Consider the following 12,414-nt stretch of genomic DNA (forward strand, 5'->3'; position numbering starts at 1 on the left):
GCGATCAGCCGCGCGGCGGAGAGTCGAGGCGGCAGGCCTTCGACACCCGGTAGCGGTTCTCGGCGAAGGTCCGATAGCCGCGGTCGAACAGGCGCCGAAAGCCCGGCGTGACGGACAGGAGCCACGCCGGCGTCGCCCACCAGATGCGGCGCAGCGCCCAGCGGTAGGCGTCCGCTCCCGGAATCACGTCGCCCGATTCCGCGACGAGGACGCGCAGGTCGTCGAGGAGGTTCTCCGTGGCCACGCCCTTTGCCTCGAGACGTTCTGCGACCCACGGCTCCTGAAGCGTCGCGATCCCGATGCCGCGCTTCGCGAGCGTGCCTTCCCAGAACGGGACCCACCGGCTGCAGAACCCGCACGCGCCGTCGTAGAGGACCCAGGCGAGGGGTTGCGTCACGGCGCGATCCTCACACCGCGCCTCACGGAGACCTCGGAACCCTCCGCGAGGAATGCGGAATCGGGCGCCCGTCGAAGCGCTGACGCGAAGCTCTCTCCGTAGAGGGGGCGCACGTCCCCTTCGAGCGCCGCGCTCCCGGCGCGGCGGACGCGCCAAGGCGGATGTTCGACGGCGTACTCCAAGGTGCCTCCTCCGGGTTGCCGGACGTACCCATGGTAGTGCTCGACGAAGAACTCCTCGCGGGATCCGCTTCCGGGCGCGCCGACATCCGGCGCGCTCTCCAGCCGGATCCGGCCGTCCGCACCGCCGTATCGCCACGCGTACGCGACGCGCACGGGGGAGCCCTCCGCTCGGAGGACGATCTCGTGCGACATCGGGGCCGCGTCGTAGTTCTCGTGGTACACACGGCGGGCGACGAAGGCGATCAGCCGGCGTGGGACGAGTTCCTTGACGAAGACCACGCCGCGGCGGAGGCTCCCGCCCGTCTCGCGCCGGACATAGAACCGCAAATTGACCTCTTCGAAGTCGGCATGAAACGGAACGGGGACGCCGAGGACCCGCGTCTCGAGGAAAAGGAAGCCGACGGCGCTCACGTGGTGCGCCCCGTTCCAGTCGTCCAGCTCGACGCCCGCGGGCAGGAGGGGCTCGAGGAGCGCGCGGTCCACCTCCCAGTTCAGCATCGCGAGGTGACTCCAGCGCGCCGTGAGGAAGACGGGAGAGGTCACGGCTTCCAGCGCAGGGCCGCGAGGTCGAGGCGGCCGTTCCGGTCGAAGCGCACCCTTTCCTTCTCGAGCAGGACGCGCTGCAGGACGTGGTGCTCGGAGCCGTCGCGGCGCGGGCTCACCTCGCCCTTCGCGTTCACGACGCGGTGCCACGGGACGGGGCTCCGCGCCGGAAGCGCATGCAGCGCGTAGCCGGCGAGCCGCGCGTGGTTTGGAAGGCCCGCGAGCCGCGCGACCTGCCCGTACGTCGCGACGCGTCCGCGCGGGATTTTCGCCGCGACGGCCCAGATCCTCCGGTAGAGGGAGTCCGCGCGCGCCGCCACGCTAGTCGTCCTCGAGCCGGCTCCATGCGGCCGACACGATCCGCCATCCGCCCTTGCCGGACTCGAGGCGGACGTCGAAGCTCCAGCGCGAGGACCGCGGGAGCAGCCCGTCGAGCCCGCCCACGGCGCGCGGCCTGCCCGACATCCGCACCTTGAACTTCGCCTGCGCGGCCGCGGCGCCGCGCTCGATCGCGAGGTCCGAGAGCGTGAGGGAGAGAGACTCGTACGCCGCGAGATACCGCCGGACGAGCGCGGCGGCGTCGGGCTTCGTGCCGCCTTCGGCGTCGCGGAAATTCTCGGCGACGCGGGACATCACGGCGTCCGCGTCGCGCTTCTCCGCGGCAGCGACCGCGCCCTTCAGACAGTCCGTCACGGGATCGCCGGAGCCGCGCCCGCAGGACGCGAGGAGGAGAAGCGCCGCGAGGGCGGCGGCGGACGCGGGCCGTCTCAGGAATCCGCGGGCTGCGGTCAGCCGCGCTTCTTTCCGCCCGGGGCCTTCGGAGCGGGCTTCGCCGCTTCCTTCTGGTCTCCGATCACGGTCTTGACGGGGCAGAACGAGAAGATCGGGCACTTCTTGCAACCGACGGCGAGGGCAATGGGACAGAGAACCATGTGGGACTCCTCGGGCGCGGGACGCACCCTCGGCCAGCCTACACCCGGCGCGCTCTCAACGCGCCAGCCAGACGGCGGCGAGCGCGAGGGCTCCAGGCAGCGCCTGAACGTAGAGGATCGTCTTCTTCGCCGTGGCCGCTCCGAACACGCCCGCGACGACGACGCAGACGAGGAAGAAGATTTTCACGGGAAAGCCCGCCGGGCCGAGAAGCAGGCCCCACACGAGCCCGGCCGCGAGGAAACCGTTGTAGAGGCCCTGATTGGCGGCGAGCGGGGCCGAAGCCGCCATGACGTCGGGCGGAAGACCGAACACGCGGCGGCCGGTCGGCGTCTTCCACAGGAACATCTCGAGGACGAGGAAGCCGGCGTGGAGGAGCGCGACGAGGCCGACGAGGACGTTCGCGAGGGTGCTCATCCGGAGACGATAGCGCGCCTCCGCCGGGAGACGGGCGTACATTCCAGGCGTGCCAGTCTTGCGCGGGAATCCGTTTGCGCCGCCCGCGCCCGCGGGCCCGCGGCGCTGGGCCCCCGGTCTCGCGGCGGTTCGCGCCTACCAGCCGGCGTGGCTCGGGAAGGATCTCCTCGCCGGGCTCGTCCTCACGGCCGTGCTCGTTCCGGTCGGGATGGGCTACGCCGAGGCCGCGGGCCTCCCCGCGATCTACGGCCTCTACGCGACGATCGTCCCGCTCGTGGCGTACGCCGTCTTCGGGCCGAGCCGGATCATGGTGCTCGGACCCGACTCCGCCCTCGCGGCCCTCGTGGCGGCGGCGGTCCTGCCCCTCGCGGCCGGGAGCACGGACCGGGCGGTGGCGCTCGCGGGGATGCTGGCGGTCCTCACGGGCGTCCTGTGCGTTCTCGCCGGCTTCCTGAAGCTCGGCTTCCTCACGGACCTTCTGTCGACGCCGATCCGGTACGGCTACCTCAACGGCATCGCCCTCACCGTCATCGTTGGGCAGTTCCCGAAGGTGCTCGGCTTTCCGGCGGAGGGCCCGGGTCTCGTCGGCGAGATCGCGGGCCTCGCGCGCGGCGTCGCCGCGGGCCACACGAACGCGGCCGCCTGCGCGATCGGACTGGGAAGTCTCGCGTTGATCCTCGGGCTCCGGCGCTGGGCGCCGAGGGTCCCGGGCGCGGCGGTTGCTGTGGCCGCCGGAACGCTGGCGGCCGCCGGCCTCGACCTCGCCGCGAAGGCCGGGCTCTCCGTGGTGGGGGCGTTGCCGCGGGGGCTGCCCGCATTCCGGGTTCCGGACGTCTCCGTGCCCGACGTTCAGGCGCTCGCCCCCGCGGCGGTCGCGATCGCGCTCGTCTCGCTCGCCGACATGAGCGTCCTGTCCCGGGCGTTCGCGGCGCGCAGCGGCGGCGTCACCGACACGGACCAGGAGCTCCTCGCGCTGGGCGCCGCGAACGTCGCGACGGGGCTGTTCCAGGGGTTCCCGGTCGCGAGCAGCGCGTCCCGGACGCCGGTCGCCGAGTCCGCGGGCGCGCAGACGCAGGTGACCGGACTCGTGGGCGCTCTCGTCGTGGCGCTCCTGCTCGTGGGCGCGCCGGGCCTGCTGCGAAACCTCCCGCACGCGGTCCTCGGCGCCGTCGTGATCGCCGCATGCCTCGGCCTCGTGGAGGTGTCGGGCGTTCTCCGCCTCTACCGTCTGCGGCGCGGGGAGTTCGCAATCTCGGGCGTGTGCTTCCTCGGCGTCGCGCTGCTCGGCGTCACGCGGGGGATCTTCCTCGCCGTGGGCATCGCGCTCCTCGCCTTCGTGTGGCGGGCGTGGCGGCCTTACGACGCCGTCCTTGGCCTCGTCGACGGATTGAAGGGGTACCACGACGTCTCGCGCCACCCCGAAGCCCGGCGCGTGCCCGGCCTCGTCCTGTTCCGCTGGGACGCCCCGCTGTTCTTCGCGAACGCCGCGACGTTTCGCGACCACGTGCTCGGCGCCGTCGCCGGTGCGCCGACGCCGACACGATGGGTCGTCGTTGCCGCGGAGCCGGTCACGGACGTGGACATCACGGCCGCCGACGCCCTCGCCGCGCTGGACGAAACCCTGCACGGGGCCGGGATCAAACTGATCTTCGCGGAGATGAAGGGCCCGGTCAAAGACCGCCTGAAGACGTACGGCCTCTTCAGCCAGCTCGGGACGGAGAATTTCTTCCCGACGCTCGAGCAAGCCGTCGACGCGTACCACGCCCGATTCGAAAACGAGGTGACGACATGCTCCTCCTGAACCCCCGCGATCTCTCCGCCTTCGGCCTCGACGCACCCTCGCGGACGCTCGTCGAGGAAACCGTCGCGTTCTTCGAGAAGAAGGGCAAGAAGAAGCTCAAGGACGACGACGCCGCCCGCGTCTGGTACCGCGACTTCCTGGACTTCCAGAAGGACCGCGGGCTCTTCGCGACGTTCCTGACGCCCGCGGCGCTCGGAAGCGGCGCGGCGCGGTGGGACACGTTCCGCAACTGCGCCCTCAACGAGGTCCTCGGCTTCTACGGCCTCGCGTACTGGTACACGTGGCAGGTCACGATCCTCGGCCTCGGCCCTTACTGGATGAGCACGAACGAGGCGATGAGGAAGAAAGCCGCGGCGCTCCTCGCGGGCGGCGGGATCTTCGGCTTCGGCCTCTCGGAGAAGGAGCACGGGGCGGACGTCTACTCCACCGAGACGGCGCTCGCGCCGGCGCCGGGAGGCGGATACCTCGCGAACGGCCGGAAGTACTACATCGGCAACGGCAACGAGGCCGCGCTTCTCTCGGTGTTCGGCAAGGTCGCGGGCACGGAGGAATTCGTCTTCTTCGCGGCCGATCCGAAGCACCCGGCGTACGAGCTCGTGCGAAACGTGTGCAACAGCCAGTCGTACGTCGCCGAGCTCGCGTTGCACGACATGCCCGTCGCGGAGGACGCCCTCCTTTCGCGCGGACCGTCCGCGTGGGACGCGGCGCTCAACACGGTGAACGTCGGGAAGTACAACCTCGGGTGGGCATCGATCGGGATCTCCACGCACGCGCTCTACGAGGCGGTCCGGCATGCGGCCCGGCGGCGGCTCTACAAGATGAACGTCACGGACTTCCCGCACGTCAAGCGCATGTTCACGGACGCGTGGGCGCGCCTCGTCGCGATGCGGCTCTTCGCGCTCCGGGCGTCGGACTACTTCCGGACGGCGTCGAAGGAGGACCGCCGCTACCTCCTCTACAACCCGGTCGTGAAGATGAAGGTCACGACGCAGGGCGAGGCGGTCGTCGACCTCCTCTGGGACGTCATCGCGGCGAAGGGCTTCGAGAAGGACATGGCGTTCGAGATGGCGGCGCGCGACATTCGCGCGCTCCCGAAGCTCGAGGGCACGGTCCACGTGAACATCGCGCTGATCCTCAAGTTCATGCCGAACTATTTCTTCGCGCCCGCGCCGTACCCCGACGTCCCGCGCCGGACGGACGCGGCCGACGACGGGTTCCTGTTCGACCAGGGCCCCGCGCACGGGCTCTCGAAGATCCGCTTCCACGACTTCCGTCCGGCGTTCGCGGCGTGGGACCTCCCGAACGTGAACCTCTTCGAGGAGCAGATCGCGGCGCTGCGCGGCTTCCTCGCGAAGCGGAGCGTGACGGAAGCCCAGCAGAAGGACCTCGACTTCCTCCTGACGCTCGGAGAGCTCTTCACGCTCGTCGTCTACGGGCAGCTCGTCCTCGAGAACGCGAAGCTCCTCGGCGTGGCGTCCGACGTCGTGGACCAGATCTTCGACTTCATGGTGCGCGACTTCTCGCGCTTCGCGGTCGAGCTGCACGGCCGCGCCGGGACGACGCCGGAACAGGCGGCCGACTGCCTGACGATGGTGCGAAAGCCCGCGGCCGATCCCGCCCGCGCCGCCGCGATCTGGGCGCGCGAGGTCCTGCCGCTCGCGGACGCGTACGAGATGAATCCCTGACGCCCATAATCGCCACATGTGTCGCGTCCCGCTCTCCGCCCTCGCCGTCCTCCTCGTTCTTTGCGTCCCCGCGCTCGCCCAGAAGCCGGAGTGCTCGATCAAGGCGCCGCGCGGCGCGTCGGAGGCCGAGCTCCGGCGTCTCACGAAGGTAAGCGTCAAGGAGGCCGAGGCGAAGGCGATCGCGTCGGTCGCCCCGGACAAGGTGAACTCGATCGTCTCGGGCGACGTCGACGTCCTGGACGGCTGTCTCGCCTGGACGTTCCTCCTCCGCTTCTCGAACAAGGGCGGCGTGACCGAAGTCTCCGTGGACGCGGGCGACGGCAAGATCCTGTCGTCGGTGTACGAGCCGCCGAAGGGCGCGTCGGGCGCGTTGGGCGCGCCAGCCGCGCCGCCTGACGACGCGGCTCCCGGCGCGGCCTCGGCTCCGGCCGTCGGCCCCGTGTTCGACCCGGCGGCGGAAGAACCGGCGCTCCGCAAGGCCGTGGACGACGAGGAAGCGGCGTGGAACGGCGCGGACGCGAAGGCGCTTGCGGCGCTGTTCCGAGACGACGCGACGTATGCCGACGCGTTTGGCGGAGTCGCGCGCGGACGCTCGGAAGTGGACAAGCGGATCGCCGAGGTCCTGTCGGCGTGGCGCGGGACGCGGATTGCGCTCAAGGTCCGCAAGGTCCGCGTCCTCAAGCCGGACGTCGCGCTCGTCGAGGCCGATGCGGAGCTCACCGGCTGGAAGAAGCTGCCTCCCGGCTTCAAGGCCGACGCCGACCAGACACTCCGGATGCGGCTCCTGCAGGTCTTCCTCAAGGAGGCGGGCCTCTGGCGCGTCGCAGCCTCGTACGAGGTGGACGTGAAGACGAAGCTCGAGCTCCCGCCGGTGCCGGAAGAGCGCTCGATCCGCGGACGCTGAGGACTTAGGATCGGGCCATGGCCAATTTGCCGAGGTCGGGTCTCCGCGCCGCGGCGGCCCTCGCGTGCGGCCTCCTCGCCGCCGGTCCCGCGTCCGGCGCGGGATTCTTCGACGACGTGCCGGCGAAGGGCTACATCGTCGTCGACGTGTCGCTCGACGCGATGGCGGCCGCGGGAGGCCTCGAGCCGGTCGCCCGCATCCGGTACGTGCGCCTTTCCCTCGACCCGGGGCGCCGCGACATCGCCTGGGACTCCTGGCCCCAGCGCGAGATGCTCCTGGTCGAGCACGCGTCGGGCGAGAGGCTGATCTTCGAGCGCGTGACGCGCCTGCCGGCCGCCTCCGACCCGACGGCCTGGACGCCGCGCACGCGCATCGGCCTCGAGGGGAGCGCGCTCGAGACGTTCGGCCGCGCGGCGGGAACGGGCGGGGCGTGCGCGTCGCTCGACGTCCTCGTCCGCGCGGGCAACGCGGACCTGCCGCTCGCGTCGGCGGACCTCGCGGCGCGGACGGTGCGACTGGGCGTCGCGCAGGTCGTCGAGGCCGCGGTCTCGGAACGCCAGCGGGACCTCGTGGCGGCCACGGTGCCAATCCTCTACGCGGGGACGACGCAGGGACTGCCAGGCGTACCGTCCGACATGCTCGACGTCTTCTTCCCCGGCCGGAACTTCGCGCGTTCGGCCAAGGCGCTGAGCTTCCGCGTGTCGGGAGGACCTCCTCTCAGCCCCGCCGACGGCGCCTGGCGGTCCGTCACGAACGCTCCCGAGATGCTCCCCGGCGTGCCGGTCTTCTGACATGAGACGCGCCGCGCTCATCCTCTTTCTGCATTTCGCGGCCGCGACCTGCGGGCCGGCGCGCGCCGACGACGTCGCGTTCTTCCGGGTCGCGGACGAAGGCTCGCTCGCGGTCACGGCCGCCCGCGCGACGCGGGGCTCCAGCCCGGGCGCCGCCGTCGTCATCGTCCTCGAAAGCGCGCGCGGCGACCGGCTGTTCCTGCGCCGCGCTTCGCAGGACGGCGGCGCCACGTCTTACCAGATCTGGCTGGGCGGCCCGCCGGGCGTAACGTTCACGCGCCGCGGCGACTCGATCCTTCTCGAGGCCGGCGGACGCACCGTCACGGTCGTCGAGGCGGAGCTCCAACGCCCCACCGTCGCCTGCTGGGTCGCCACCCTCGTCGCGAACGTCGAGCCGAGGCTCCTCGACGCCGCCTCCGCGCTCGCGTTCCTCAAGCAACAGGCAGGAGGGCCTCCGCTGGACGACGCGTTCCTGCCCATCCGGCTGCTCTGGCCGCTGGCGCCTCCGTCGGACCTCCGGCCGCGCGGCGCCGTCCGATTCCAGAAGGGGCCGTTCCAGGGCGAGGCGTTCGACCGCCTCGCGGCAGCCGCGACGGCGGAGCTCGGGAGACGCTGAGAGTGGGGGAGGAACGCCTCCCGGCCTTCGAGCGCGAGCCGTACCGCACGTCGCTCGCGACGACGGTCATCGAGGCCGGAGTGGATGCGGGGAAGCCTTTCGCCGTCCTCGAGGACACGATCCTCTACCCCGAGGGCGGCGGCCAGCCGCCCGACCGCGGCACGCTGAACGGTGTCGCCGTCCTCGACGTCCAGAAGAAGGACGGCGCGATCCGGCACGTGCTCGCCGCGCCGGTCCCGCCGGGCCCCGCGGACCTGCGTCTCGACTGGGAGCGCCGCTTCGACCACATGCAGCAGCACACGGGCCAGCACCTTCTCTCGGCGGTGGCGCAGGACCGGTTCCGCTGGGAGACGACCGCGTTCCACCTCGGGCCCGAGGTGTCCGACGTCGAGCTCGCCGTGGCGTCCCTCTCCGCCGCCGATCTCGCGCGGCTCGAGGAGGCCGTCGCCGCGGAGATCCGGGCCGCGCGCCCGGTCGTTCCGCGGCGCGTGTCGCTCGAGGAGTTCCGGGCGCTGCCCGTGAGGACGCGCGGGCTGCCCGAAGGTTTCTCGGGCGACGTGCGCCTCGTCGAGATCGCGGGCGTCGACCTGAACACGTGCGGCGGGACGCACCTCTCGAACACCGCGGAGATCGAGGTCGTGGCTCTTCTTTCGAACGAATCCCTGCGCGGCGGGACGCGCGTCTTCTTCGCCGCGGGCGGCCGCGCGCGGCGCCGGCTGAAACGCCACGAGGACCGGAACGCGGCTCTGCGGGTCGCGCTCGGCGCGGCCGACGAGGCGCTCGTCGATGCCGCCAGGACGAAGCTCGAGCAGCTTTCCGAGGCGCAGAAGGCGCTGCGCCGCGCCGAGGAATCCCTGGCCGCGGCCGCGGCGGAGGCGCTCCTCACGCGGGACGGGCGCGTGGCGCGGGTGCACTTCGAGGGCCGCGACATGGCGTTCGTCCAGGCAGTCGCGCGGCGGTTCGCGGAGAAGGCCGGGGCCCGGATCGCGCTCGTCACGGCGACGGCGGGCGGGCAGCACGTCTTCGCGCTCGGAGCGGGGGAGGGCTTCGGCGACGCTCAGGCGCTCGGCCGTGAGGTGGCCGCGCTCCTCGGCGGCAAGGGCGGCGGGTCGGGGCGCGTCTTCCAGGGGAAGGCGGCCGGTCTCGAGGGCGTGGACCGCGCGGCGGCGCGGCTCGCGGCTACTTGAGGCCGAGCATCTTCTCGCGGCGCTCGCGCTCGGCCTTGTTCGCCTCCTCGACGAGCGGCTTGCAGACGATGTAGACCTCGGCGCTCGACGCGGAGCCCTCGAGGTCCGTCCCGCGGAAGATCACCATCGTCTCGGTCGTGTCCTTCCAGACGAAAACGTTCGCGGCGGCTTTCTCCGGCTCACCCCACTCGGCCGTGAGCGCCTTGAGGAGCTTGGCGCCCTGGCCCGGGTCCGTCTGGACGGTCGCGGAGCAGAGCTGGCCCTTGTAGTAGCCGTAGGTGACGCTCTCGAGCACGGCGCCGTGCAGTTTTTTCGAGTCGTTCGGGCGCGTGTAGGCGGCGTTGTCGCCGGTGGAGACGTCCTTCTTGAGCTTCATCCCCGGCGCGACGGCGGAGCGCCACTTCAGCCCGTGAAATCCGTCGGGCAGCGGCTGCGCGGCGGCTGCGGGGCGGGAGGCGAGGAGGAGGAGCGGGAGGGCGAGGGCGGCGAAACGTCTCACGGAGGTCTCCTTCGGCTGCTGCATCTTCGCTCAGGAGACGAGAATCGGAGCGCCGCGGGGGCGCCCTTTCACCGAAACGTGAGGAGCGCCTCGTCCCGCAGCGTCAGGTGGGCGTGGTCGTTGAACGCCGCCAGAACGCTTCCGGCCGGCCCGATCTCGAGCGTCGTCACGCTCGCGTTCGCGAGGCGGAACGCGTGGGCGAAGACGGCCGCGGCGTCCGCCGCGCCGAGATGCGCGCGGCATGCGGCGGAGATCGGGCCGCCCGACGTGAAGACGAGCACCGACCCGCCCGGCGTGCGGGGCAGCCGCGTGAGCGCGCCGTCCACGCGCGCGAGGAAGCCGGGCCACGTCTCGCGGTACTCCGCGTCGTGCGCGCCATCCGTCCAGCGGGCGACGGCGGCGTGGAAGGCGCGCTCGAAGGCCCCGGCGAACGCCGCAGCCTCGAGGTCGCGGTGGAGCTGCGCGTGGTCTCCCCAGCGCGGCTCGAAGACGCGCAGGACCTCCTCGTGGTCGAACTCGTTCCACGCGGCGTCCTCGACCCAGGGCGGCGCGAGACCCATCGCCTCGAGACACGCCGCGGCGGTGTCGCGCTGCCGGCGCATGGAGCCCGTGACGACGGCGTGCACGTCCCCGACCCGTCCGCGGAGCGCCTCGCCGGCGACCCGGGCCTGCCGCCGCCCCGTCTCCGAGAGGACGTCGTAGTCGGCGGCGCCGAAAGACGCCTGGCCATGGCGAACGAGGACGACGGAGGTCATGCGCGCGGGATTATCCTCGGAGCGGCATGACGGGCCCGGAGATCGGCGACGCGACGCACGAGGAGCGCCTGTGGGCGGGCCGTCTCATGGCTTCGAGCGAGCCCTGGATCACGCTCGGCCGCGGCGAGGACGCATGCCGCGCCGCCGCGCTCGACCCCGCGTACGTCACGCTCGTCGCGCGCGGGGACGGCGCTCCGCTCGGCTTCGCGCGTTTCCACCCGCGCGGGGTCGCGGGTTCTCCGTACCTCGCGTCGATCGCGGTCGCTCCCGAGGCGCGCGGCCTCGGCGTGGGTTCGGCGCTCCTCGCGGCGGGAGAGGCTCGGTTCCCGGGCGCGCGCTGGATGTTCCTGTGCGTGTCGGACTTCAATCCGAGGGCGCGCGCCCTCTACGAGCGGAGCGGCTACCGCTTCGTCGGCGCGCTGCCGGACTACGTCGCGGACGGGTTCGCCGAGCACCTGATGGTCAAGAGGCTCGCCTGAGCCGCGCGGCGCTCGTCGTCCTCCTCGCGGCGACCGCGACGGCGAGCTACCTCGCGCGCGTGAACGTGTCGGTCGCGGGCGCGCTCATGATGAAGGAGCTGGCGCTCGACCAGATCCAGATGGGGCGCGTCTTCAGCGCCTTCCTCCTCGGGTACGCGCTCTGCCAGGTGCCGGCCGGAATGCTCGCGGACCGCTTCGGCGCCCGGCGGGTCCTCGGGATCGCCGCGCTCACGTGGGTCTTCGCGACGGCGCTCATGGTCGTTGCGCCCGCGGCCGCGGCGCTGCCGGTCCTCCTCGGCGCGCGTTTCCTCCTCGGAATCGGCGAGGCGCCCACCTTCCCGGCGGCGGCCGAGGCCGTCTCCCGGCACGTGCCTGTCGCGGCGCGGGGCCGCGCGAACGGTTTCGTGATCGCCGCGATCGGCCTCGGCTCGGCGATCGCGCCGCCGCTCGTCACGGCCGTCATGGTCCGGTTCGGCTGGCGCGCGGCTCTCGTCGTGTCGGTGGTTCCGGCCCTCGCCGTCGCGTGCGTCTGGCTCGCGGTGAAGGGGATGCCGCCCGTGGTCGCGGGCGGCGGAGGCGCGGAAGCGGTAGCGCCGGCCACGGACAGGAGCCTCGCGACGCGCTCGTTCGCGCTCCTGACGGCGAGCTACACGCTGCAGGGCTACGTCGGCTACATCTTCGTCTTCTGGTTCTACCTGTACCTCGTGGACGTCCGGAAGTTCGACCTTCTGAGGGGCGCGCTCTACGCGAGCCTGCCGTGGCTCCTCTCGATCGTCTCGATCCCGCTGGGTGGCGCGGTCTCGGACGCTCTCGTGAAGAGGCTCGGGCCGGCCTGGGGCAGGCGCCTCGTCCCGATGGCGGGCCTCATCGGCGGGGCCGCGTTCCTCTCGTACGGCGCGCGCACGCCGGACGCGCGTGTCGCGGCCGTCTGCCTCGCGCTCGCGACCGCGCTCGTCCTCTCCGTCGAGGGCCCGTTCTGGGCCGCGATGATGGACGCCGCAGGCGACCGCAGCGGCACGGCCGGCGGCGTCATGAACATGGGGAGCAACCTCGGCGGGCTCGTCTCGCCCGCGCTGACGCCCATCCTGGCTGCGTCGATCGGCTGGGAGAACGCGCTCCACGTCGCGGCGGCTCTCTCCGTCGTCGGCGGGCTCCTGTGGCTCGGGGTCGGGCCGCGGGCGTCCGTCCCATAACGCTTGCGGCTCCGGGGAGAACTTCCTATCGTCCG

General features: G+C 72.3%; 16 protein-coding genes. 8 read left to right on the forward strand and 8 right to left on the reverse strand.

Features of this window, described 5'->3' with window-relative positions; all coding sequences use genetic code 11:
• Positions 1-4 precede the first annotated feature (4 nt).
• The 6 genes from IPL89_05650 to IPL89_05675 all read right to left on the reverse strand — a co-directional run bounded on the left by IPL89_05650 (position 5) and on the right by IPL89_05675 (position 2,469).
• On the reverse strand, positions 5-397 hold the full coding sequence (locus IPL89_05650; protein MBK9062666.1) for a DUF393 domain-containing protein: 393 nt from the start codon (positions 395-397) through the stop codon (positions 5-7).
• Entirely contained in the window at positions 394-1,122 is a 729-nt protein-coding gene (locus IPL89_05655; protein ID MBK9062667.1) for a DUF2071 domain-containing protein, read from the reverse strand. The genes IPL89_05650 and IPL89_05655 overlap by 4 nt, the downstream gene beginning before the upstream one ends.
• The gene (locus IPL89_05660; protein ID MBK9062668.1) at positions 1,119-1,442 is read right to left on the reverse strand and encodes an MGMT family protein; all 324 of its coding nucleotides are present in this window, start codon (positions 1,440-1,442) and stop codon (positions 1,119-1,121) included. The genes IPL89_05655 and IPL89_05660 overlap by 4 nt, the downstream gene beginning before the upstream one ends.
• Before the next feature lies 1 nt (position 1,443).
• Complete coding sequence (locus IPL89_05665; protein MBK9062669.1) at positions 1,444-1,815, reverse strand: hypothetical protein; 372 nt, start codon at positions 1,813-1,815, stop codon at positions 1,444-1,446.
• A 95-nt stretch (positions 1,816-1,910) separates the two neighbouring features.
• The gene (locus tag IPL89_05670) at positions 1,911-2,054 is read right to left on the reverse strand and encodes a hypothetical protein (protein MBK9062670.1); all 144 of its coding nucleotides are present in this window, start codon (positions 2,052-2,054) and stop codon (positions 1,911-1,913) included.
• Between the two features lie 55 nt (positions 2,055-2,109).
• Positions 2,110-2,469, reverse strand: coding sequence for a DUF1304 domain-containing protein (locus IPL89_05675; protein ID MBK9062671.1), 360 nt, complete (start codon positions 2,467-2,469; stop codon positions 2,110-2,112).
• Between the two features lie 49 nt (positions 2,470-2,518).
• Between IPL89_05675 and IPL89_05680 the strand changes: the two genes are divergently transcribed.
• The 6 genes from IPL89_05680 to IPL89_05705 are packed head-to-tail and all read left to right on the forward strand — an operon-like array spanning position 2,519 to position 9,453.
• Positions 2,519-4,270, forward strand: a complete 1,752-nt coding sequence (locus IPL89_05680) for a SulP family inorganic anion transporter (GenBank protein MBK9062672.1) — start codon at positions 2,519-2,521, stop codon at positions 4,268-4,270.
• Positions 4,258-5,955, forward strand: coding sequence for an acyl-CoA dehydrogenase (locus IPL89_05685; GenBank protein MBK9062673.1), 1,698 nt, complete (start codon positions 4,258-4,260; stop codon positions 5,953-5,955). Before IPL89_05680 ends, IPL89_05685 begins: the two co-directional genes overlap by 13 nt.
• A 16-nt stretch (positions 5,956-5,971) precedes the next feature.
• On the forward strand, positions 5,972-6,859 hold the full coding sequence (locus IPL89_05690) for an SgcJ/EcaC family oxidoreductase (protein ID MBK9062674.1): 888 nt from the start codon (positions 5,972-5,974) through the stop codon (positions 6,857-6,859).
• A 17-nt stretch (positions 6,860-6,876) separates the two neighbouring features.
• Entirely contained in the window at positions 6,877-7,650 is a 774-nt protein-coding gene (locus IPL89_05695) for a hypothetical protein (protein ID MBK9062675.1), read from the forward strand.
• A gap of 1 nt (position 7,651) precedes the next feature.
• Positions 7,652-8,266, forward strand: coding sequence for a hypothetical protein (locus IPL89_05700; GenBank protein MBK9062676.1), 615 nt, complete (start codon positions 7,652-7,654; stop codon positions 8,264-8,266).
• 2 nt (positions 8,267-8,268) lie between these two features.
• Positions 8,269-9,453 (forward strand): alanyl-tRNA editing protein, encoded by a 1,185-nt coding sequence (locus tag IPL89_05705; GenBank protein ID MBK9062677.1) that lies wholly within the window; start codon positions 8,269-8,271, stop codon positions 9,451-9,453.
• On the opposite strand, the gene IPL89_05710 is transcribed toward IPL89_05705, so the two are convergent.
• Positions 9,446-9,952: a hypothetical protein gene (locus IPL89_05710; GenBank protein ID MBK9062678.1), complete on the reverse strand. Its 507-nt coding sequence runs from the start codon at positions 9,950-9,952 to the stop codon at positions 9,446-9,448. The two genes, IPL89_05705 and IPL89_05710, sit on opposite strands and share 8 nt — an antisense overlap.
• A 68-nt stretch (positions 9,953-10,020) precedes the next feature.
• The gene (locus IPL89_05715; protein MBK9062679.1) at positions 10,021-10,707 is read right to left on the reverse strand and encodes a histidine phosphatase family protein; all 687 of its coding nucleotides are present in this window, start codon (positions 10,705-10,707) and stop codon (positions 10,021-10,023) included.
• A gap of 26 nt (positions 10,708-10,733) precedes the next feature.
• Here IPL89_05715 and IPL89_05720 point away from each other — a divergent pair, with 26 nt between their 5' ends.
• On the forward strand, positions 10,734-11,186 hold the full coding sequence (locus tag IPL89_05720) for a GNAT family N-acetyltransferase (protein ID MBK9062680.1): 453 nt from the start codon (positions 10,734-10,736) through the stop codon (positions 11,184-11,186).
• Between the two features lie 59 nt (positions 11,187-11,245).
• Complete coding sequence (locus IPL89_05725; protein MBK9062681.1) at positions 11,246-12,379, forward strand: MFS transporter; 1,134 nt, start codon at positions 11,246-11,248, stop codon at positions 12,377-12,379.
• Positions 12,380-12,414 lie beyond the last annotated feature (35 nt).

It is taken from the genome of Acidobacteriota bacterium, from assembly GCA_016716715.1.
Classification (GTDB): domain Bacteria; phylum Acidobacteriota; class Thermoanaerobaculia; order UBA5066; family UBA5066; genus Fen-183.

Coding starts and splice junctions, on each gene's coding strand:
- IPL89_05675 (MBK9062671.1), bottom strand. CDS start 2,469: ATGAGCACCCTCGCGAACGTCCTCGTCGGCCTCGTCGCGCTCCTCCAC.
- IPL89_05715 (MBK9062679.1), bottom strand. CDS start 10,707: ATGACCTCCGTCGTCCTCGTTCGCCATGGCCAGGCGTCTTTCGGCGCC.
- IPL89_05685 (MBK9062673.1), top strand. CDS start 4,258: ATGCTCCTCCTGAACCCCCGCGATCTCTCCGCCTTCGGCCTCGACGCA.
- IPL89_05700 (MBK9062676.1), top strand. CDS start 7,652: ATGAGACGCGCCGCGCTCATCCTCTTTCTGCATTTCGCGGCCGCGACC.
- IPL89_05720 (MBK9062680.1), top strand. CDS start 10,734: ATGACGGGCCCGGAGATCGGCGACGCGACGCACGAGGAGCGCCTGTGG.
- IPL89_05690 (MBK9062674.1), top strand. CDS start 5,972: ATGTGTCGCGTCCCGCTCTCCGCCCTCGCCGTCCTCCTCGTTCTTTGC.
- IPL89_05670 (MBK9062670.1), bottom strand. CDS start 2,054: ATGGTTCTCTGTCCCATTGCCCTCGCCGTCGGTTGCAAGAAGTGCCCG.
- IPL89_05695 (MBK9062675.1), top strand. CDS start 6,877: ATGGCCAATTTGCCGAGGTCGGGTCTCCGCGCCGCGGCGGCCCTCGCG.